This is a genomic window from Pseudoduganella dura, assembly GCF_009727155.1.
In the GTDB taxonomy this organism is placed as follows: domain Bacteria; phylum Pseudomonadota; class Gammaproteobacteria; order Burkholderiales; family Burkholderiaceae_D; genus Rugamonas; species Rugamonas dura.
Window position 1 is genome coordinate 2,079,377 of sequence record NZ_WNWM01000002.1, and the last position, 22,029, is coordinate 2,101,405.

Genomic DNA, 22,029 nt, shown 5'->3' on the forward strand with positions numbered 1-22,029 from the left:
CTCGGCAAGAATCAGATAGCACGCGGCTATCCGACGCTTTCTTTTGTAAATTATGAGTTACGCTTGGTCATTTTGGCACGCAACTTCCTGATAATCAGAAGCATCACTGCTGTCGCCGAAAGCGCAATCAGGAAAGACATAAGGAATCCAATTAAAAAAAATGGATCAATATGCCCGAGTTGCAGAAATACGAAAACTTGAAAGAGAGCTGCGGCGCAGAATGCCGTCAAAGGCAGAACGAACCACGCGTTCTTGACGTACTTTTCAAAGACAAACGTCAGACTAGCCGCAAGCACAAAAACAATCACATACGACAGCATGGTTTTCTCCGATTGAAGCTTTTACTTTCTTTTTCGTGCCTGATGTAGTTGTCCCCCGGCATGCGAAGGTTGAACGTCAGCACACCCGCTCGGGTTCTCGTTCGGCGGCTGCAACCCGAACGGATCGGCGTCATCCCAGCGCCAGCGGATCGCATTGTCGGTCGCCTGCGTGATCACACGCGGCGTGCCCAGGTGATCGTTGTAGATATAGAACACGTTCGGCGTGAACACCTGGCTCGGTGCCGTGCCGGTCACGGTCTGCGTCAGCAGGGCTACCGGTTCATTGCCCAGATAGACGATTTCGCGCTGCATCCGGCCCGTGCTCTTGCTGTACTCGCCGATCAGGGGGCCTTCTTCGTCGTACACGAACACGTCGCCGTTGCTTTTCTCGACCCGCTGGCCGAGGCCTTTGTAACGGGACTGCATGACAGTACTGCCGTTGGTCACCTTGATCAGCCGCCCGCGTGGGCTATACCCGTACTGGATCGTACCGTCGTTCAGCAGGTTGCCGGCAGCGTCGTAGGTGTTCGACTTGGCCGGTGCCGGGCCCGTAGTGCTCACCAGCCGGTTGCTCGACGGGCTGATGGTCAGCGTGTGCGTCGTGGCACTGGCCATCAACATGATGCAATTGTAGTTCAGGTCGTAATAGTCATTTCTGATTTAATATATTTAGTGTTATATGCACCGTATTTTTATGCCCCGTACCAAGGCGTGCTGATTGTCGGCCATGCGCAATTCTTTTTTTCCATTCCTAGAGAGCATAATAGAAAGCCTTCCCAAGCTAGGCCCAAGACGATTTTTCGCTGTATGCAGTCCGTGCCCTTGCTTTACTGGCAGATCAGGTAGCGTTTTTCGTCGTACACAACCATGTTTCCATTGCTTTTCGCAACCTGCTGGCGGAGGCCGTTGTAGCGGGACTGCATGACGGTGCCTCTGCCGGCCTGCCTTATTGGAACTGACATCGAAATTTAGCATCGCTAAACATATGCGCCTTCAGGTACGGGTTCTAGCAAAACCTTATCAAAATAGACTGATGACCTCGCTTCGGCATTAGGCAGATACCTTCTCGCGCCCGACTGCGACATCTGCATCGACGTTGGCATCTCTGTACCACCGTCCTAGCAAATTGGCACCGATGCCAAGGTCGCGGGCGATCGCCGCCTTGCTCGCACCAAGCTGTCCTATCAGCTTGACTGCTTCACGCTTAATATTTTCTGAGAACAACCGTCTTTCACGTGCTATGCAATACCTCCGATAGGAACATAATACCTATTGGAGGTGTCCGTCGCTTTGGAGGAAGGCGATAGTGTACTTGTCAGACGGCTCTACAGAAGAAACTAGTCGCAGCTGCGATCGTCTGAGCACCGAAGAACTAGCATTTCTAGCGTCTCATATGCGCGCGTCAAGGTATCATCATCATATTCCTGTTGCTCTGCTAACCAAAGAATCCATAGCTGAACAACTCTACACTCTGCAACGGTAAGAAGAGTCCATCGATCAGTGAAGAAGTCATCCCACAAATCGACGTCCGGGCTACGATCCAACATATTGATGAGAGCAGCTACCACCAGCAAATCTGAATTATTTTCTTTAACTACGGCAGATAAAATACTAGGCAAAAAATAACAAAATGCCAGCGGAGTAAACGCATAGATCGAATCTGAATGAATATGCCACTCTTCATAAGTTATAGACTGCCAATTTCGACCAATAAAATATGAGGCCTCGTCATACTCAAACGTCGCAGCATGGGTCGACGGAACGACATTGGCCGGCACTGTACGACTAGAAAATGCTACGGCTATCTCAGTCAAGATTTTCACTTCAAAAAATTCCCACAATTGCCAACATTTTTCCAAGCGTCAGCTTGGGCTTGCTGGTGCCCCAAATCCCCTCCACTCCAGCATTTCTGGTCACGTTGCGCTCTTGCGGATGCAAGATCGATCCATGCGCGATAACGCTCCTGCAGTTGACCTCGAGACATACCTGCCTTACAAGCGCCCAACTTTCCGGCTCGATATTTTGCATCTTGGACCTTTTTATTGAGCTCATCACATTTTGGACCGGATGTGCAAAAATCTTCGATAGCGCTGCCGGCTGCTGAACCAATTGTTCTTCCTATGCCAGGGTTGCCAAAACGGCCACCGATTGCGCCACCAATAATACCTCCCAGCTGGGCACCAGTTGCAGCCAATCCTTCCGGATCAATAAATATGACTGGATTACCGCCAGCGTAGGCATATGTATTAACCCCGCCATCGATACCGATCGGATCACTCTGCACATACCTACCCAGCTGCGGATCATACTCCCTGAAGTAATTGTAGAACAAATTACTCTCGCGATCGTAATACTGCCCCGGCATGCGCAGGTTGAACGTCAGCGCGCCCTTGCCGCTCGGATTCTCGTTCGGTGGCTGCAACCCGAACGGGTCGCCGTCATCCCAGCGCCAGCGGATGGCGCCATCGGTGGACTGTGTGATCATCCGCGGCGTGCCAAGGTGATCGTTGAAGATATAGAACACGTTGGGCGTGAACACCTGGCTCGGTGCCGTGCCGGTCACGGTCTGCGTCAGCAGGGCTACCGGTTCATTGCCCAGGTAGACGATTTCGCGCTGCATCCAACCCGTGCTCTTGCTGTACTCGCCGATCAGGTGGCCTTCTTCGTCGTACACGAACACGTCGCCGTTGCTTTTCTCGACCCGCTGGCCGAGGCCGTTGTAGCGCGACTGCATGACGGTACTGCCGTTGGTCACCTTGATCAGCCGCCCGCGTGGGCTATACCCGTACTGGATCGTACCGTCGTTCAGCAGGTTGCCGGCAGCGTCGTAAGTGTTCGACTTGGCCGGTGCCGGGCCCGTGGTGCTTACCAGCCGGTTGCTCGACGGGCTGATGGTAAGCGTATGGGTCGTGGTGCCGGCTGTCATCGACAGGCGATTGTCGTTCAGGTCGTAGCTGTAGCGGTACGTGGACGTGCCCGTGGCCGAGACCAGCCGGTCCAGGTTATCGTAATCGAACGCCTGTTTCCTGGTCGGCAGGCTCGTTCCGGTGTCGGTCGTCGCCGTGATGCGATTGGCCGCATCGAAGGTCAGCACGCGACGCAATCCGGTCTTCGCGGGATCGCCGAGCCAGTACCAGTTCATCCGGCCATCGAGATCGAAGCCCCGGGCGTATTCATTCGGTTTGGCAGCAGTGTGATCTCCCCACGCCCACCAGCGCGTCTGCCCCGTCGCGGTATATGTGATCCACTTTAGCAGCGGCGTACTCACGGCAGTGTTCGTGCCGGTACCGCTGGTATTGGCAGGATTGAGCGTGATAGCGCTCAGCCGCCCCGCACTGTCGTAGTTGTACACGAGCCGGTTGCCCGAGGGGTAGGTAACCGTCTTGATCTTGCCGGCCTCGACGCCTGAACTGCCTCGTCTTCACATCAATCCGTGAAGAACCTTTTTTACAGCCCCCGCGCCGCGGCGGCCTTCAGCGTTTGCGCAATCCACGCCATCGCTTCCGGCACGTCGTAATTGCCGGCATGCGGCTGGTTCCACGCCAGCCGGTAGTTCACCTCCTGCACCTTCGGATCGGCCTGCAGGGCGCGCGTGAGATTGATCGACACGGTGAAGGCCGTGTCGCGATCGCGGGTGCCGTGCCGCACGTACCAGTATGGCGCCGTCTCGGCGGTGGTACCGATATAGGCCAGCGGGTTGATCAGCTTCACCTGCCCCATGACCGGCGTAGTGGCGAGGCTGAAGTGACGGCTGCCGGTGATGCCGGTATCGTCGTAGCCGATGCCGTCGCCGTGCACGTCGTTGTTGTCCCAGGCGTACTCGGTGAAGTTGCTGTATTTCTGGCTGGCCGTGCCGAAAAGGTTCGATTCGCCGCTGGCCGCCGTGATTGTCATGCCGGTCTGGTCGAACGCCGGCGCGGCCTTCAGCGTGGCTTGCGTGGCCACGAACTTCAGGTATTTGGCCATGTCGATCGATACCACTTTCTTCGTGCCGTTGTCCACGTCGAGCCAGTCGTTGGTATAGGTGCCGGTTGTGGGACCGCTCGCATACGTCATCTGCTCGCCCAGGTCCGGAATCGTGCCGCCGGCGGCCATGTACACCTCGGCCGAACGGGTTACTTCCTGCCGGATCTGGTCCATCATGTTGTCGGAGTTGAGTGCGGCGCCGCTACCGTTGGCCAGCTTCAGGCCCTGCTGGTAGGCGGGGAATTTTGCCGCCAGCTGCGCGCTGCCGGCTGGATTGGGATTGCGGCCCACCGCGGCGCGCGTGCCGAACGTGGTGTACAGCCATTCGTAGGCCAGGTCGGCATTGCCCAGGTCCGTGATCGGGCAATACGCATTGATCGCGAGCACGTCGTCGCGCAGTGTGCTGCCGCCGTTCGCGTCAATGCCCGCGGCGCCGGCCGAGGCCAGGTATGGCAGGTAATCGGGGCTGTTGCCGGAAGTGCCGATGATCGACGACAGTCCACCGCCGCCGCTGGTGCCGTTGACCACGATGCGGCTGGCGCTGCCCGGCATGCGCGCATCGTTCAGGCGCAGGTAGCGGATTGCCGCTTTCGCATCAACCACCTGGGATGGCACCTTGCCGGGATAGCTGCCGTCCGCCGCCGTCAGGCCGCGGCCGCGCGTGGCCACGTCGATATAGACGTAACCAGCCTTCAGTGCGGCGCCCACGTTGCTGGTGGTACTGTTGAAGCTGGCGCCATCGGCGACGCTGGCCTTGATGTAGCTGGCAAACCAGCCGCTGTTGTTGACGGCGAAGTACAGCGCCGTATCCGTGTTGGCGGCAACGCTTTCCGGCACGAAGATGTTCATGCTCTGGTAGCCGCATGTCGGGTTGGCGATCGTGCTGCTGGCCCCTGTCAGGCTTGTCTGCGTAGCCGACATGGCGACCGGCTTCGCCACATAGCACACCTCCTTGTACCAGCGCACCGGCACCTGCACGCCGTCGATCGTGATGTTGATCGTGGTGTATTTCGTGCTGTCGAACGCCAGTGCGCTGTCGGAAACGCCAACGAGCGCGTTGTCGTTATCCGATCCGCATGCGGTCAGTGCCAGCAGCATGGCCGCAGCGGCGGCGCAGGCTTTCAACGGGGTGTTTTTTTGATGCATGAAGTCTCCTGGTTGTAATGGTGAATGCGCGTAGGCGCACGCTGCCCTGGCACGACGATGCCGGGCAAAAAGGGCGAAAAGGGAAAACTGGCGAGCCGGGTGGCGCGGCTATGTGCAGGCCGCCGGGGCGGACAACGGAATCGGAGCGGTGCGGTGGAACTGCGGTGTCATGTTCGTCTCCTCGCGGCGGCCGACCGGCTGCCGGTGTTTGCGCCGGGTGCACCTGCTGCGGCCACGGCTGTGTCGAGGAAAGTATATGCGGGCCCTTTCGGGCCACGATTGCGTTTCGCTGCTTGAAGAATGCTTTTTACTTATCGGTCTCGGTGCGCCGTGGTGCGCTGCCGGATCGCGTCAGCTGCCGCAACCACCACCGCCGCAGCCGCCGCCACAACCGCTGCCGCAACTGCTGCCGCCATCGCTGCTGTCGCAGCCTGCGGTGGCGGGATCGCAGGCATCGCCGGCGCCGTGCACGACGCTGGCGAAAGTCCCGTTGCCCTCATGCTGTCTGCAGCGCTGCAGCCATTGGTCGTAATCCTCCTGCGCGATCAGCCCTGCGGCAAGCAGGAAATCCGGCTCCGCCGCGGGATGGGCTTGCGCCGTATCGGCTGGCCGTCCCCGCCGGTTCATCGGCGAAAAAATCACCGAATTGCCGCGCGCCTGCCAGGCAAAGCCGTCCGGCATGCGCAGCGCGTGGTCCGTGGCGAACAGGCTCGGCACGTAGGGGCCCGCCAGTGCAAGGTCATCCAGCGCGCGAGCGGTGACCAGGGACATTGCCATCGGCAGCATCATGCCGCCGCCCATGTCGGCCGCTTCTACATGGGGAATTCGCCGGCCGAAATGCCGTTCGCAAAAGTCGTCCAGCGAGGCGGGAGAGTAACGCAGCCATGCGTGCCAGACCGAGTCCGCCGCCTTGGAAGGCAACGCACAAGGACGGTTGCTGCGCTCGACGCACTCGAAGAAAACCAGCAGCGCGTCGGCGGCACGGGCGTAAAAAAAGGCATCGCTCGGGATGCCTTGGAATTCGAAGCGCGCGGTGCGCGACCAGTAATCGTATAGCCCGGGGGGCATGTCGCACAGCAGCCTGCGCCGGGGTGAAGTGATGCGAAGACCGATGGCGCGGGCGGCGCGAAGCGTACTTGAAAGCTGCTTCAGCATGCTGATCTCCTTTGTCGTTTTTCTTGAGGTCATGCTAGGCCATGTTCATGACGGGTCCGTGACATGCGAAGCCGTGCTTGACCGGCGTCAGCCCTGTGCCGCGCGGCCGTCAGGAGCGCCTGCGCAGGGGCGTGTCGAGATTGCGTTCGTTACCTGGAGGTTGCTCTACTTATTGGGCGGAAGTGCGACAACGATATGGAAGGGCTGCGTGATGTAAAAATGGCGCCGGCATGCCAACGGCATGACCGGCGCCACGTGACGACAAAAGTCGCTCAGACCGTTTCAACTTCCTTCCTGCGGCGGCGCGCGGCAAAGCCGACCAGCGCCAGGCCACCGGCCAGCATCGCATACGTTGCCGGTTCCGGCACTGGATTGATGGCGATATCGGAATTGAAGCGCAGCGAGCCGTACAGGCTTGGACCGTATGGGCCATTTGCCTCGTCATATTGACGGAAGTCGACGGCGAAGCTTTCCAGATCGCCGGTCACGCCATAGCTGATTTCCAGCACATTGAACCAGCCGTACAGCCGATTGTTGCCGCGGCCGTTGCCGGACACATCCAGACCCGGACGGGTCGGCGAATTAAACGGGAAGCGGGTGGCGCGGTCGTAAAAACCGGCCTGCAATGCCTGGCCATCGTTGGTATTCGTGACCGGATTATAGCTTGGCGCCGCGAACTGGAAAGTCCAGGAGTCGCCGCCATCGTAGCTGATCTGAACACCGCTTTCCGCCGTGCCGTAATTCGCACTGGAAAAGAAAATCCCTTGGTCGCCATGCGTCCATGTCACTTCGGGCACGCCGATACCGCCGCCGACATAGCTGCCCGGTTCCGTGTGCAGATAAACACTGGCGCTATTGGCAATCGCGGCATGGCTCAGCGACGAGCACAGCAATGCGGCGATCGGAGCGAATCGAAACAGTTTCATCAAAGAAGTCATTTTTATCCTAATGGCTTGAAGTTATGTGTAGAGAACTACATTAAAAATTATATAACACTTCATAAGAAATGTTATTTTTTTCATAACTACTTATTAGGAAGTAATTCGTGACTTTTATATTACTACTAATGAAGCAAAGCACCCGGTCGTTTATTCAAAACACGCACCATTGCTGCCTGTATCGAATTGCGCTGCAGGCAAATAAAGAAAACGCATTCGATAACCGATCTCAGTGCCGCCCGGCCGTCAGGAACAGCACGATTGCCACGCCCAGCGCGATCAGCAGCACCTGCGGCACGGTTTCCTTCATCGTGGCGCGGCGCTGCATCTGCGGCATCAGGTCGCTGACGGCGATATAGATGAAGCCGGACGACGCGAACACCAGCACATAGGGAATCAGGTTGCTGGCGCGGTCCAGCGTGAAATAGCCGAGCAGGCCGCCGGCCACGGCCAGCAGGCTGCACAGCAGATTGTAGATATAGGCCCGCGTGCGCGAAAACCCGGCGTTGAGCAGCACGATGAAGTCGCCGATCTCCTGCGGGATTTCATGGGCGATGATGGCCACGGCGGCCACGATGCCCAGGTGCGGGTCGGCCAGGAACGCGGCGGCGATCAGGATGCCGTCGGTGAAATTGTGCATGCCGTCGCCGACGAGGATCATCCAGCCGGCGCGGCCGGCTTCGTGCGCGTCGTGACCGTGCGCGTGATGGTGGCCGTCGCCTTCGTGGTGGTGCGAGTGGCGCAGGATCGCCAGCTTTTCCAGCATGAAGAATGTCAGCAGGCCGGCCAGCAGCGTGGCGAACAGCGTGCGCGGGTCGGCGCCGGATTCAAACGCCTCCGGCAGCGCGTGCAGCAGCGACGTGGACAGCATGATGCCCACCGACAGGCTGACCATCCGCTCGACGACCCGCGACAGCAGCGTGAATGAAAACAGCGCCGCCGCCGTAATGCTGGCCGCGCCGGCGAGCGTGGTCGCCAGCAGGATTGAAATGAGTACGGGGTCGATTTTGGAGCCTCTTGTGCGCTTTACTGCGCGCGCAACACCGGGGCCCGGGCAGCGCGCAAACCGGACATTTTACCGTCCAGCCCGCGCTTCTGCTGAAAATACAGTATCAATAAGAGAAAAACAGGGGCGGCAACCGGGCTGTATCAGGCCACGCCGTGCTGCTTGAACCAGTCCAGCGCCCGCTTCCAGCCATCCTTCGCATCCGCTTCCACGTAGCTCGGGCGGTAGTCGGCATGGAAGGCGTGGCCGGCGTTTTCATAGATGACGAACGTGGAACCGGACTTTCCTTTCGCCAGCTCGGCCTTCATCTTTTCCACGGAGTCCAGCGGAATGCCGGTGTCCTTGGCGCCATACAGGCCCAGGACCGGCGCCTTCAGCGTGGCAGCCACGTCGACAGGATGCTTGGGCGTATTGGGAGTGGATTCCCCTAGCAACCTCCCGTACCATGCCACGCCGGCCTTCACTGCCGGGTTGTGCACGGCATACAGCCACGTGATGCGGCCGCCCCAGCAGAAACCGGTGATGCCCAGCTTGTCCGCCGAGCCGCCGTTCTGGCCGGCCCATGCCACGATCGCATCCAGGTCCTTGAACACCTGGATATCCGGCGTCTTGCTGATGATGTTCTTTTGCAGGTCGGCGATCGACGCTTCCTTCTGCGGATCGCCCTGGCGCGCGAACAGGTTCGGCGCCAGCGCCAGGTAGCCCTGCTTTGCAAAACGGCGCGCCACATCGGCGATGTGTTCGTGCACGCCGAAGATCTCGGAAATCACGAGGATCACGGGCAGCCCGGCCTTGCCGGCGGGCTGGGCGCGGTACACCGGGACCGGATAGCCGTCGACGGTCACCGTCACGGTGCCGGCGGTGAGGCCTTCGCTGTCGGTCTTCACCACCGTTTCGGCGCTGACGGGCAGCACGGCGGCGGCGAAGCCGGTTCCCAGCGCGGCCTTCAGCAGGTCGCGGCGGCTGATGCCTTCCGCTTCACCGATCAGGCTGGCGGCATCGTTGTGCAGGTCTTTCATGGATTCTCCGGGAGTAATGTATTGGGAAATTGAAACACAGCGGTAGTAAAAAGCCAACAACAAAAAACCCGGGACAGACCTATGTTTAGAAGAAATTTCCTTTAAACAGGGGTCTGTCCCGGGTTTCATGGCCCGGGTACCCGAAATGCAGTGCCGAATGTACGGAGGCCCCTGCAGACGCATGCGCAAACTCAATGGGCGGAGGCCCCTGCCGACGCATGCGCAAATTCAATGGACGGAGGCCCCTGCCGACGCATGCGTCGTCAGTGGGCCTCCTCCCAATTCTTCCCGACGCCCACCTCGGCGACGAGAGGCACCTTCAGCTCGGCGACGCCGGCCATCAGTTCCGGCAGGGTTTCCCGCACCAGCGCCAGTTCGTCGTCCGGCACTTCGAGCACCAGCTCGTCGTGCACCTGCATGATCATGCGCGTTTTCAGGTTGTCCGTTTCCAGCCAGCCCTGCACGGCGATCATCGCCAGCTTGATCAGGTCCGCCGCGGTGCCCTGCATCGGCGCGTTGATCGCGGCGCGTTCGGCGCCCTGGCGGCGCGGGCCGTTCGGGGAATTGATCTCCGGGAGCCACAGCCGGCGGCCGAACACCGTCTTCACGTAGCCGTTCGCCTTCGCTTCCAGGCGTGTCTCGTCCATGTAGCGCTTCACGCCATGGAAGCGCTGGAAGTAACGGTCGATGTAGTTCTGCGCGGCGGTGCGGTCGATGCCCAGGTTGGCGGCCAGGCCGAACGCGCTCATGCCGTAGATCAGGCCGAAGTTGATCACCTTCGCATAGCGGCGCTGCTCGCTGTTTACTTCATCCGGCGGCACGCCGAAGATTTCGGCGGCCGTGGCCCGGTGGATGTCCACGCCTTCGGCGAACGCGCGCAGCATCGCTTCATCTTCCGAGATGTGCGCCATGATGCGCAGCTCGATCTGCGAATAGTCGGCCGAGACGATATGGCTGCCTTCCGGCGCGATGAACGCCTCGCGGATGCGGCGCCCTTCCGCCGTGCGGATCGGAATGTTCTGCAGGTTCGGATCGCTCGATGCCAGGCGGCCGGTCACCGCCACGGCCTGCGCGTAGTTCGTGTGCACGCGCCCCGTCTGCGGGTTGATCATCTTCGGCAGCTTGTCGGTGTACGTGGACTTCAGCTTGGCCATGCCGCGGTATTCCAGCAGCACCTTCGGCAGCGGGTAATCCTCGGCCAGCTTCTGCAGCACTTCCTCGTCGGTGGACGGCGCGCCGCTCGGCGTCTTCTTGACGACCGGGAGCTTGAGCTTGTTGAAGAAGATCTCGCCGATCTGCTTCGGCGAGCCCAGGTTGAACGGCCCCTCGGCCAGTTCGTAGGCCTTCTGTTCCAGTTCGACGATGCGCGCACCCAGTTCGTTCGACTGCGTGGCCAGCAGGCCGGCGTCGATCAGCACGCCGTTGCGCTCGATCGTCTGCAGCACCACGGCGGTCGGCAGCTCGATGTTCCGGTAGATTTTCGTCAAGCCTTCGTCGCCGGCCACGTGGCCATGCATCGCCATGTGCAGGCGCAACGTGATGTCGGCGTCTTCCGCGGCGTAGTCGGTGGCGCGCTGCAGTTCCACCTGGTCGAAGCAGATCTGGCCGGCGCCCTTGCCGCACACTTCCTCGTAGGCGATGGTCTTGTGGTTCAGGTGGCGCATCGCCAGGCTGTCCATGTCGTGCGTGCGGTGCGATTCGAACACGTACGACTGCAGCAGCGTGTCGTGCACCACGCCGCGCAGCTTCACGCCGTGGTTGGCGAAGATGTGCGCGTCGTACTTCAGGTTCTGGCCCAGCTTCGGCTTCGTGGCGTCTTCCAGCCAGGGTTTCAGCTTTTCCAGCACGCGCTCGCGCGACAGCTGGTCGGGCACGCCGGCATAGCGGTGCGCCACCGGGATGTAGCAGGCCAGGCCCGGCTCGGTGGCCAGCGAAATGCCGACCAGCTGCGCGTTCATCGGTTCGAGCGATGTGGTTTCCGTGTCGACGGACACCAGCTCGGCGGTATCGATCCGTTCGAGCCATTCGTCCAGCTGGGCTTCGGTCACCACCAGGTCGTAGCGCACGTTGGCCGGCGGTTCGGCGAACATGTCGCCGGTCGGGCCTTCCGGCGCGGCCGGGCCGGTCTGGCCGGGCACTTGCGCGGAGGGCGTCAGCGCCTTCAGCTCGCGCAGCAGCGTCTTGAAGCCGTATTTGTTGAAGAACGCCAGCAGCGATTCGTGGTCTTCCTCGCGCGCCACCAGCGATTCGGAGATCGACATCATGTGCTGCGCCAGGTCGCAATCGGTCTTCACGGTGATCAGTTCGCGGCCCTTCGGCAGCCATTCCAGCGCCGCCTTCAGGTTGGCGCCGACCGCGCCGCCGATCTTGTCGGCGTTGGCGATCACGCCTTCCAGGCTGTCGTACTGCGCCAGCCATTTGACGGCCGTCTTCGGCCCGCATTTGGCCACGCCGGGCACGTTGTCGACCGTGTCGCCGATCAGGGTCAGGTAATCGATGATGCGGTTCGGCGGCACGCCGAACTTGGCGATCACGCCCGCTTCGTCGAGCTTTTCGTTGCTCATCGTGTTGATCAGCGTGACGTGCGGCGTGACCAGCTGCGCCAGGTCCTTGTCGCCGGTGGAGATGATCACGTCCATGCCGTTCTTCTCGGCGGCCACGGACAGCGTGCCGATCACGTCATCGGCCTCCACGCCCTCCACCATCAGGATCGGCCAGCCCATCGCCTTCACCGCTTCATGGATCGGCTCGATCTGCAGCGACAGGTCGGACGGCATCGATGCCCGCGTGGCCTTGTATTCCGGGTAGAGGTCGTCGCGGAAGGTCTTGCCCTTGGCGTCGAACACGCAAGCGATGTACGCGGCCGGGTAATCGGCGCGCAAGCGGCGCAGCATGTTGACCATGCCGTGCATGGCGCCGGTCGGATGGCCGTCCGGGCTGCGCAGGTCCGGCAGCGCATGGAAGGCACGGTAGAGATAGCTGGAACCGTCGACCAGCAACAAAGTCTTTTGCATGAGTGCAAGTAATGGATAACAAATGGGGAACAACCGCGGCTCGCGGCTAATCAGGCATTATCGCAGAGAACATCCGGCGGCGAATCGTGCGCTCCCGCCGGAGAAATCGGCAGTTCGCAGCGGAAACGGGTGTCAGTTTGTTACAATGGTCCGTACACCAATATCATGGTTCTCCTAAAAGGTTCCGCCCATGCGCCCGTCCCGCCTTGCCCTCCCCTGCGCCGCCTTCCTGCTCATCCTGGCCGCCGGCTCCGCCAGTGCCCAGTCCGGCACGCCGCCGAAGCTGGAACCGGTGCAGGATAGCGATACGCCGATCACCGTCACGCCGAAATCGGGCCGCGAAGGCACTACCACCACGGTGCGCCGCGAAGGCGGCCGCATCGCCGAGGAAACCGTGCACGCCGGCGGCAGCACCTATTCGGTGAAGCCGGCCAGCCCGAACAGCACCCAGCTGCAGGGCGACGCAGGCGGCCCGCAGGTGCGCGGGCCGCAATGGACCGTGATGGAATTCGATATCGCCAAAAAACAGAAACAGCGCAGTGCCGATGCCGCAGCCGCGGCGGAAAACGCGGCCGACGTGCCGCCGCCTCCCCCGATGCCACCCGTAAAGGAGTGATGCGGCGTTCCGGCCCGGGCGCGGCACCTTCCCGATCGCGCCCGGGGCAGTCATTCCCACCCGAACTTTCATAGATTCTCATGGCAGTCTTTACCTCGGTCAGCCTGGACGACGTCCAGCCCTGGATCGCGCAATTCCCCCTCGGCCGTGCGCTGGCCCTCAAAGGCATCGCATCCGGCATTGAAAACAGCAATTTCTTCCTGACGACGGAACGCGGCGAATACGTCCTCACCATTTTCGAAAACCTCGACTTCGAGCAGCTGCCGTTCTACCTGCAGCTGATGCGCCACCTGGCCGGCCACGGCGTGCTGGTGCCGGCGCCGGTACCGAACGACAAGGGCGAACTGTGCGTGGCGCTGCACGGCAAGCCGGCCGCGATCGTGTCGAAGCTCGAAGGCAGTTCCGAACTTGCTCCACAGCCGGTCCATTGCGCCGGGGTGGGCGCGATGCTGGCGCGGATGCACCTGGCCGGCCGCGACTTCCCGCTGCACCAGCCGAACCTGCGCGGCCTGGCATGGTGGCACTTCGCCACGCCGGCCGTGCTGCCGCACATGCCGGAGCCGGAAGCCGCGCTGCTGCGCGCCGAAATGCACTTCCAGGAAGCGTTCCATGGCAGCGACCTGTACAAGCGCCTGCAGCAGGGGCCCGTACACGCCGACCTGTTCCGCAACAACGTGATGTTCGACGGCGAGCGCCTGACCGGCTTCTTCGACTTTTACTTTGCCGGCTGCGACACCTGGCTGTTCGACGTGGCGGTAACGGTCAACGACTGGTGCGTGGACCTCGATACCGGCGTGCTCGATGAGGCGCGCGTACGGGCGTTCCTGGATGCATACCACGCGGTGCGGCCGTTTACCGCGGACGAGCAGGAAGCATGGCAGCCGATGCTGCGTGCCGGCGCACTGCGCTTCTGGCTGTCGCGCCTGTACGACCTGCACCAGCCGCGCGCGGCGGAAATGCTGACACCGCACGATCCGACGCACTTCGAGCGTATCCTGCGCGAACGCATCGCCACGCCGGCACCGGGTCTCGCCGCATGAACCCGACACCGGCAAGGATGGGATGGGACTGGGTAAAGCAGGGCTTCGGCATGCTGCGCAAGCAGCCGGCCGGGCTGACGGCGCTGTTCTTCGGCTACATGCTGGTATCGATGTTGTTGAACATCCTGCCGCTGGTGGGCGCGATCGCCCACGCGGTGCTGACGCCCGTGTTCGTGATCGGTTTCCTGCGCGCCGCGCGCGACGTGGAGGCGGGCCGGATGGTACTGCCCCGCACGCTGATCACCGGCTTCCGGGAACCGGCCTTCGGCAGGCTGTGCAAGCTGGGCGGCCTGCACATCCTGGCGATCCTTGCCGCCGTGACGATCATGATGCTGTTCGCCGATACGGACGTGCTGAAAGGCAAGTCGCCCGAAGACCTGCAGCCGTCCCTCGCGCTGATGCAGGAAGTGATCCGCTTCCCGGGCCTGCAGGTCGGCTTCTTCCTGTATGTGGCGGCGCTGCTGGTGATCACGTTCGCCGCGCCGATTGTCTGCTGGAACGGCATGGGCCCGGGCAAGGGGCTGTTCTACAGCTTCTTCGCGATCAAGCGCACCGCCGGCGCATTTCTCGTGTTCGTGCTGAGCCTCGGCGCGATCGCGTTCGGCACCATGATGGTATTGCGCCTGGTGTTCGGCGCCGGCGCGGTCGGGCAGGCACTGATGGGCATGGTATCGGTGCTGCTGTTCGGCATCGGCCATATCGCACTGTATTTCCCCTATACACATATCTTCGGGCCGTTACCGGACGACAAGGCGGCGCCCCCGGTGCCCTGACGCGCGGCCGGGTTTGCGGTTGCCGCGCAGGCGCCGCACTGCCCGGCCTCAAGCGGGTTTCAACAGGTGCCCCGGCGCATCGACCAGTATAATGGGAGGATGCAGAATCTCCTCCACAACCTCAATCCCGAACAACTCGCCGCCGTCACCCTGCCGCCGCAAAACGCCCTGATCCTGGCCGGCGCCGGCTCGGGCAAGACGCGCGTGCTGACCACGCGCATCGCCTGGCTGATCCAGACCGGGCAGGTGTCGCCGGGCGGCATCCTGGCCGTCACCTTCACGAACAAGGCGGCCAAGGAAATGCTGGCGCGCCTGTCGGGAATGATGCCGATCAATACACGCGGCATGTGGATCGGCACCTTCCACGGCCTGTGCAATCGCCTGCTGCGCACCCACTACCGCGATGCCGCCCTACCCCAGTCGTTCCAGATCCTCGACACGCAAGACCAGCTGTCGATGATCAAGCGCATGCTGAAGGCGCATAACGTGGATGACGAGAAGTTTCCGCCGAAATCGGTGATGTACTTCATCAACAACAACAAGGACCAAGGCCTGCGTGCCGGCCAGGTCGAGGCGTACGACGCCAACGAACGCAGGCTGGTGGAGCTGTACCAGCTGTACGACGACCAGTGCCAGCGCGAAGGCGTGGTGGATTTCGCCGAACTGCTGCTGCGCACGTATGAACTGCTGAGCCGGAACCAGCCGCTGCGCGAGCACTACCAGCAGCGCTTCCGCCACATTCTCGTCGACGAGTTCCAGGATACCAACAACCTGCAGTATGCGTGGCTGAAGCTGATCGCCGGCCACGGCGCGGGGCACGGCGGCGCGCTGTTCGCGGTGGGCGACGACGACCAGAGCATCTATGCGTTCCGTGGCGCCAACGTGGGCAACATGGCCGCGTTCGAGTCCGAATTCTCGGTGAAGAACCTGATCAAGCTGGAGCAGAACTACCGCTCGCACGGCCACATCCTCGATGCGGCCAACGTGCTGATCGCGAACAACAGCCGCCGCCTGGGCAAGAACCTGCGCACGGACGCGGGCCATGGCGAACAGGTGCGCGTGTACGAGGCCACATCGGACCTGCAGGAAGCGCAGTGGATCGTCGACGAGGCGAAGAACCTGATCCGCGAAGGGTCGCCACGCAGCCAGATCGCGGTGCTGTACCGCTCGAATGCACAATCGCGCGTGATCGAGCATGCGCTGTTCTCGGCCGCCATTCCCTACACGGTGTATGGCGGCCTGCGCTACTTCCAGCGCGCCGAGGTGAAGCACGCGATCGCCTACCTGCAGCTGATGGACAATCCGCACAACGATTCGGCATTCCTGCGCGTGGTGAACTTCCCCACGCGCGGCATCGGCGCGCGCACGCTGGAGCAGTTGCAGAACGCCGCCGAAACGTATGGCATCTCGATGTATGCGGCGGTGCCCTACATGGTCGGCAAGGCCGGCTCCTCGCTGGGAGCGTTCGTCAAGCTGGTGGAAGGCGTGCGGTTCGAAACGCAGCAGATGGCGCTGCCCGAACTGGTGCGCATCACGCTGGAATCTTCCGGCCTGCTGCAGCACTACGCCAACGAGAAGGAAGGCGCCGACCGCGTGGAAAACCTGGAGCAGATGGTCAGCGCGGCCACCCAGTTCGTGGGCGAGGAAGGCTACGGCCAGGGCGCGCCCGCGCACCTGGGCCCGCCGGCCGACGCGCAGGCGGGAGCGGCCATCGTCAATGCCGATGGCGTGGAGATCATGGATGCGGATGCGCCGCTGTCCACCGTGATGTCGCCGCTGTCGGCGTTCCTGGCGCACGCGTCGCTCGAAGCGGGCGACAACCAGGCGCAGGCCGGCCAGGATGCGATGCAGCTGATGACGGTGCACTCGGCCAAGGGCCTGGAATTCGACAACGTGTTCATCACCGGCCTGGAAGAAGGCCTGTTCCCGCACGAAAGCAGCTCGAAGGAAGAAGGCGGCGTGGAGGAGGAACGGCGGCTGATGTACGTGGCGATCACGCGCGCCCGCAAGCGCCTCTACATGTGCTTCTGCCAGACCCGCATGCTGCACGGGCAAACCCGCTACAACGCGAAGTCGCGCTTCTTCGACGAACTGCCGGAGGAATCGCTGAAGTGGCTGTCGCCGCGCGTGCAGTCGCACTGGTTCGCGAACAAGAAGGCGCAGTGGGAAGACGTGAAACTGGACGGCGGCAGCGACAACGCGATCGCCCAGCGCATCGCGCAAAAGGCCACCACCGGCTCAGGCTGGCGCATCGGCGAATCGGTGGCGCATGCCAAGTTCGGCGAGGGCGTCATCGTCAACCTCGAGGGCAGCGGCGCCAATTGCCGCGCGCAGATCAATTTCGGCAGCGCCGGAATGAAGGTGCTGGATCTGTCGGTGGCGAAGCTGGAGCGGCTGGGCAGGTAGCTGGCGGTGCGTGAAAACCGGTGTCGCCCGGCCAGGCATTGCCTTGCCGGGGCCCTTCGGGGCGGCTGACACCGGAATTTGCGATCGTTCCGGTTATCCCTGCTTGCCCCCCACCTCCGCAGCCTGCCCCTTGCGCAGCGCCTCATCGATCAGCGCCCGCGTTGCCCTGTCCGCCGCGGTGCTCAACCGGCCCTGCTCGCGGCCCAGTTCATCCATCTTCCGCCCCAACACATCCATTGGCGCCGACAACTCGGCCATCCGCGCGTGCAGCGTTTTCAGCGGCTCACGGCTGCCATCCACTTTCCCGGCTTCATGGGCCATCGTTTCCGACAGGCGGGCCATGCGCTGCTGCAGTGGCTCCATCTGCTTCTGCACCAGTTCCATCTGGCGCGACAATGCTTCGCGGCGCTGCACGCTGTCCGTCGATGCCATCCGCCCGGCCAGCTCCTCCAACCGCCGGCCCAGGCGTTCCTGCATGCGGGCAAGCGCGCTCAACTGATGCTCGGTGTTGTGCGCCAGCTTGTCGTCGAACGCGGCGGCAACGTGGGCGCTGATCTGCTCGCCGAGCGCTTCCATCTGCCTGCCCTGCCGTTCCATCGAAGCGCCCTGTTTTTCCATGGCGGCGCCCAGCTTTTCGGTCGGTGCCCAGGCATCGCGCACCCTGGCCACCAGCGCGGGATCCTTGACGACGTAGGACTTGCCATCCTTCCTGAACCAGATGAAATCGCCCTTGAATCCTTCCTTCGCGCATTGCAGGTCGTCGATGTCGCGCGTGTCGAACGCGCCCACCCGCATCGGCGCACTGCCGCCGCGGACGATCGCATACGATTCGAGCGACCGGCCCGGATGGACGATGTGGATGCCTTCGTTCAGCCCGAGCCGCGGGGCCGGTGGAGCAGCCGGGGCAGCCGGGGCGGCTGGTGCCGCTGGGGCCGGTGGAGCAGTCGGGGCGGCTGGCGCGGCCGGTGCGGCTGGTGCCGCCAGCGCGGGAACGGCAGGCACAGCCATTTTGGCCATCGGTGGAGCTTCGGGTGCTTCGGGTGCTTCGGGTGCTTCGGGTGCCTCGGGTGCTTCGGGTGCCTCGGGTGCCTCGGGTACCTCGGGTGCTTCGGGCACTTCCGGCGGCGCGGACCAGCCGGCATCCTGCAGTGCCGGCGCGCGGGCCGGCGACATGGCCTGCGCATCCGGCTGCGCATGGGCATACAGCATCATGCAGGCGGTGCACAGGCCCAGCAAGGGAGTGGCGATCTTCCAGCTGAGCGGCTGCGCGGCGGGGCGCACCAGGCGTTTGATACGGGACATGAGGTCTCCTCCGTGTGCCGCGGGGGCAAAATGCGAAGTGGAGAACTGGAACTTGTCCAGTTCCGACAAGGCCAGGGCCAGCCGCCGTGGCTCGCCGAGCACGCTTGCGGCAAGGTCGTCGGCAATCTGTTCCCGTTCGATGCGGATGCGCTTGCTCAACATCCACACGCCGGGGTGGTAGAACAGCAGGATCTCGATTGCACTCTGCACCAGGTTCACCAGGTAATCGTGGCGCCGGATATGCGCGAGTTCGTGTGCCAGCAACGCTTCCAGAAAATGTGGCGGCATGCCGGTGACCAGCGATGCCGGCAGCAGCACGATCGGGCGCCAGCAGCCGGCCGTCATCGGTCCTTCCAGGTCTTCGCCGGAGACGCCGAGGCGGATCGGGCGCCGGATGCCGATGCGCAAGGCGAGGCGGTCCAGCCGCTCCTGCCACCCGGCATCCGGCTGGTAATGGCCGGCCAGCGTCCGCTGCCGGATCCACTGCAGGCCCAGCGACAGCCGCAGCGTCATCAGCGCCGCACCGCCGGCCCACAGCAGCACCAGCCATGGCATCTGCCGGCGCAGCAGGTATTCGAACGATGTCAGCTGGTCCGCGTCGACCAGCACCGGCACGTGCGCGGCGGGAATCGCGCCCGCGCCCACGGCCCCCAGCAGCGGATCGTGCGGCACCGGCATTGCGTAGCCGGACTGCAGCGCTTCCTGCATGCGCCAGGCGATGCCGCCCACCGGCAGCGCCGCGCACAGCAGCAGTGCCGCGCACGCGACGGCGTAGCGGGCCTGCGGCCGGGCGTTGCGCAGCAGGTGCAGGGCCAGCGCGGCGGCGCAGCTGATCAGGAACCCCTGCCAGACGAAGTGCAGCAGCGACCAGCCAATCGCGGGAACCAGCGTATCGAACAGGCTGTTCATGCCGCGCCTCGCGCGGCAGCGCTTGTGGCCGCGCGCGTGAGCGCGGACCGGTTGTCGTGATTCGTCATGACGCGGCTCCTGGTGAAGTGAAAACCAGATTAAGGCAAGTAGAAAACTTTGTCTAGAACTTTTTGTCTACATTGCCGTGCGACGGGCTCATTGAACTGTAGTCATCGGCCGATGGGACGTGCGGGGATTTGCGACGGATTGCAGGATTGGCGGAGTGGAACGCAGGGACCTCAGCCGAGATGCACGTACTGCACGTTCAGGGTGATCATCTCGCTGTAGCGCAGTACGAACGAATCGCCATCGACAGCATAGAAGCGGCTGGCCTCCGCCGCGCCGTCAGCGGTACCGGGTTTGTCGTTTGCCAATGGCCGGCGGGCAACGCCCTGCAGCACCAGCCGGTCGAGCTGACCTTCCGAGTCGAAGTAGAAATTATCCAGCACGCCGGTGTACAGCATCGCTTCCTTTCCGACCTCGACGATTGCAGCGACGATGACGAAATCCGGTGCCTCTTCCTCTGGGAAATCCGCGCCGGTGAGCAGGTAATACCAGGGCGCTTCGTGAAACCGCAACATGGGACGCAGCGGCGACGAGGCTCGATCGAGGCGATAGGTGGTTATCGCCCAGCGCAACAGCATCGGGAAAGCAAATGACGCAAACAACAACGTCACGAAATATGCCGCGATCCAGCTGAAGTCCTCCGCCACGGCAGCGACCGCTGCGATCTGGCTGGCCGGAGCGGACGACAGAAGCTGCATTAGCACGATGGGCTCGAACTGCTGACCGAACAGCAGGTACGACAGCGCCAGCCATGCCAGGTGAGCGACCGCGGCGGACATCACGGCACCGGCTGCGATGCGGCCGAACGGCGAGAAATCCAGGGAGGTGCGCTCGACCCGCTTGAAGCGAATGCGGAAAATGAAGCCGGGAAGAAGAACGAGAAAGACGATGAGCGCAGGCAGGGCCACGTTCATGGATCGAAGCCGCCGGCCTGTTCAGGCAGCTTTGGCTTTGGGAACGATCCGGGGACTGATTTTTACTGTTTCACCGTTAGGCCGGCGAAATTCGAATTCGCTGCGCGGTGCCCCATCGGATGCACCGCGGGTAAGAAACTCGCGCAAATGCTTCCGGGCGACCGGATCGGCAAGGACTTCGGATGCCAGCTGGCTTTTGAGCGCTTTCATAATCTGCACTATGCCACATTTCAAAGCCTGATGGCATGCCCGTTGTACTTGCGCCCTGTCAGGCGCCGTGCCCGGGCGCCGGCCAGCCCTGCGGGCGGGCGGCGCCGGATTGCATCAATACATCACGACCGAGCGGATCGACTCGCCCTTCTTCATCAGGTCGAAGCCTTCGTTGATCTGGTCCAGCGACAGCTTGTGCGTGATCAGGTCGTCGATGTTGAGCTTGCCGTCCATGTACCAGTCGACGATCTTCGGCACGTCGGTGCGGCCGCGCGCGCCGCCGAAGGCCGAGCCCTTCCATTCGCGGCCGGTCACCAGCTGGAACGGACGGGTGGAAATTTCCTGGCCGGCCGCGGCCACGCCGATGATGATCGACTTGCCCCAGCCCTTGTGGCAGCACTCGAGCGCCTGGCGCATCAGCGTGGTGTTGCCCACGCACTCGAAGCTGTAGTCGGCGCCGCCGTCGGTCAATTGAATGATCGCGTCGACCACGTTTTCCACGTCGTTCGGGTTGATGAAGTGGGTCATGCCGAACTTGCGCGCCATCGCTTCGCGCCCCGGATTGATGTCCACGCCGATGATCTTGTCCGCGCCGACCATCTTCGCCGCCTGGATCACGTTCAGGCCGATGCCGCCCAGGCCGAACACGACCACGTTCGCGCCCGCTTCCACCTTGGCCGTGAACAGCACGGCGCCCACGCCGGTGGTGACGCCGCAACCGATATAGCAAACCTTGTCGAACGGCGCATCTTCGCGGATTTTCGCCAGCGCGATTTCCGGCACCACGATGTAGTTGGAGAAGGTGGAGGTGCCCATGTAGTGGAAGATGGGCTGGCCGTCGATGGAAAAGCGGCTGGTCGCATCCGGCATCAGGCCGCGGCCCTGCGTGGAGCGGATCGCCTGGCACAGGTTGGTCTTCTGCGACAGGCAGAATTTGCATTGCCGGCATTCCGGGGTGTACAGCGGAATGACGTGGTCGTCCTTCTTCAGGCTTTTCACGCCCGGGCCGACGTCGACGACGACGCCGGCGCCCTCATGGCCGAGAATGGCCGGGAAAATGCCTTCCGGATCGGCGCCGGACAACGTGTAGTAATCGGTGTGGCAAATGCCGGTGGCCTTGATCTCGACGAGGACTTCGCCTTCCCTCGGCCCGCCCAGTTCGACCTCTTCGATCGTCAGCGGAGCGCCCGCCTTCCATGCCACTGCTGCCCTGGTTTTCATTGTTCGTT

General features: G+C 62.5%; 19 protein-coding genes. 4 read left to right on the forward strand and 15 right to left on the reverse strand.

Features of this window, described 5'->3' with window-relative positions:
- Positions 1-50 precede the first annotated feature (50 nt).
- The 11 genes from GJV26_RS09155 to polA all read right to left on the reverse strand — a co-directional run bounded on the left by GJV26_RS09155 (position 51) and on the right by polA (position 12,564).
- Positions 51-320: a hypothetical protein gene (locus GJV26_RS09155; protein WP_155708556.1), complete on the reverse strand. Its 270-nt coding sequence runs from the start codon at positions 318-320 to the stop codon at positions 51-53.
- 21 nt (positions 321-341) lie between these two features.
- Complete coding sequence (locus GJV26_RS09160; protein ID WP_155708557.1) at positions 342-941, reverse strand: RHS repeat protein; 600 nt, start codon at positions 939-941, stop codon at positions 342-344.
- A 429-nt stretch (positions 942-1,370) separates the two neighbouring features.
- Entirely contained in the window at positions 1,371-1,544 is a 174-nt protein-coding gene (locus GJV26_RS30680; protein WP_155708558.1) for a transposase, read from the reverse strand.
- 113 nt (positions 1,545-1,657) lie between these two features.
- Positions 1,658-2,143, reverse strand: a complete 486-nt coding sequence (locus tag GJV26_RS09170) for a hypothetical protein (RefSeq protein WP_155708559.1) — start codon at positions 2,141-2,143, stop codon at positions 1,658-1,660.
- Positions 2,140-3,672 carry an RHS repeat-associated core domain-containing protein gene (locus GJV26_RS09175; RefSeq protein ID WP_155708560.1) on the reverse strand — a complete coding sequence of 511 codons (1,533 nt, stop codon included), beginning with the start codon at positions 3,670-3,672 and terminating at the stop codon, positions 2,140-2,142. The genes GJV26_RS09170 and GJV26_RS09175 overlap by 4 nt, the downstream gene beginning before the upstream one ends.
- A gap of 95 nt (positions 3,673-3,767) precedes the next feature.
- Positions 3,768-5,432, reverse strand: coding sequence for a subtype B tannase (locus GJV26_RS09180; protein ID WP_155708561.1), 1,665 nt, complete (start codon positions 5,430-5,432; stop codon positions 3,768-3,770).
- Positions 5,433-5,783: 351 nt separating this feature from the next.
- Positions 5,784-6,587 (reverse strand): UCP032817 domain-containing protein, encoded by an 804-nt coding sequence (locus tag GJV26_RS09185; protein ID WP_155708562.1) that lies wholly within the window; start codon positions 6,585-6,587, stop codon positions 5,784-5,786.
- Between the two features lie 272 nt (positions 6,588-6,859).
- Complete coding sequence (locus GJV26_RS09190) at positions 6,860-7,525, reverse strand: PEP-CTERM sorting domain-containing protein (RefSeq protein ID WP_229419233.1); 666 nt, start codon at positions 7,523-7,525, stop codon at positions 6,860-6,862.
- A 229-nt stretch (positions 7,526-7,754) separates the two neighbouring features.
- Complete coding sequence (locus tag GJV26_RS09195) at positions 7,755-8,459, reverse strand: ZIP family metal transporter (RefSeq protein ID WP_371866556.1); 705 nt, start codon at positions 8,457-8,459, stop codon at positions 7,755-7,757.
- A 215-nt stretch (positions 8,460-8,674) separates the two neighbouring features.
- Positions 8,675-9,550: a dienelactone hydrolase family protein gene (locus GJV26_RS09200; protein WP_155708564.1), complete on the reverse strand. Its 876-nt coding sequence runs from the start codon at positions 9,548-9,550 to the stop codon at positions 8,675-8,677.
- A 263-nt stretch (positions 9,551-9,813) separates the two neighbouring features.
- Positions 9,814-12,564, reverse strand: coding sequence for a DNA polymerase I (gene polA, locus GJV26_RS09205; RefSeq protein WP_155708565.1), 2,751 nt, complete (start codon positions 12,562-12,564; stop codon positions 9,814-9,816).
- Positions 12,565-12,754: 190 nt separating this feature from the next.
- On the opposite strand from polA, the gene GJV26_RS09210 reads away from it, so the two are divergent.
- The 4 genes from GJV26_RS09210 to GJV26_RS09225 all read left to right on the forward strand — a co-directional run bounded on the left by GJV26_RS09210 (position 12,755) and on the right by GJV26_RS09225 (position 17,399).
- Positions 12,755-13,180: a hypothetical protein gene (locus tag GJV26_RS09210; protein ID WP_189441912.1), complete on the forward strand. Its 426-nt coding sequence runs from the start codon at positions 12,755-12,757 to the stop codon at positions 13,178-13,180.
- Positions 13,181-13,260: 80 nt separating this feature from the next.
- Positions 13,261-14,220 carry a homoserine kinase gene (locus GJV26_RS09215; protein ID WP_155708566.1) on the forward strand — a complete coding sequence of 320 codons (960 nt, stop codon included), beginning with the start codon at positions 13,261-13,263 and terminating at the stop codon, positions 14,218-14,220.
- The gene (locus GJV26_RS09220) at positions 14,217-14,993 is read left to right on the forward strand and encodes a BPSS1780 family membrane protein (protein WP_155708567.1); all 777 of its coding nucleotides are present in this window, start codon (positions 14,217-14,219) and stop codon (positions 14,991-14,993) included. Before GJV26_RS09215 ends, GJV26_RS09220 begins: the two co-directional genes overlap by 4 nt.
- Positions 14,994-15,092: 99 nt before the next feature.
- Positions 15,093-17,399: a UvrD-helicase domain-containing protein gene (locus GJV26_RS09225; protein ID WP_155708568.1), complete on the forward strand. Its 2,307-nt coding sequence runs from the start codon at positions 15,093-15,095 to the stop codon at positions 17,397-17,399.
- 93 nt (positions 17,400-17,492) lie between these two features.
- Here GJV26_RS09225 and GJV26_RS09230 read toward each other — a convergent pair whose 3' ends face one another.
- From GJV26_RS09230 to GJV26_RS09245, 4 genes are all read right to left on the reverse strand, one after another.
- Positions 17,493-19,610 carry a M56 family metallopeptidase gene (locus GJV26_RS09230; RefSeq protein WP_173346174.1) on the reverse strand — a complete coding sequence of 706 codons (2,118 nt, stop codon included), beginning with the start codon at positions 19,608-19,610 and terminating at the stop codon, positions 17,493-17,495.
- Positions 19,611-19,849: 239 nt separating this feature from the next.
- Positions 19,850-20,590 (reverse strand): DUF6338 family protein, encoded by a 741-nt coding sequence (locus GJV26_RS09235; protein ID WP_155708569.1) that lies wholly within the window; start codon positions 20,588-20,590, stop codon positions 19,850-19,852.
- Positions 20,591-20,611: 21 nt separating this feature from the next.
- Entirely contained in the window at positions 20,612-20,800 is a 189-nt protein-coding gene (locus GJV26_RS09240) for a hypothetical protein (RefSeq protein ID WP_155708570.1), read from the reverse strand.
- A 114-nt stretch (positions 20,801-20,914) separates the two neighbouring features.
- Positions 20,915-22,021, reverse strand: a complete 1,107-nt coding sequence (locus tag GJV26_RS09245) for an S-(hydroxymethyl)glutathione dehydrogenase/class III alcohol dehydrogenase (RefSeq protein ID WP_155708571.1) — start codon at positions 22,019-22,021, stop codon at positions 20,915-20,917.
- Between the last annotated feature and the right edge of the window lie 8 nt (positions 22,022-22,029).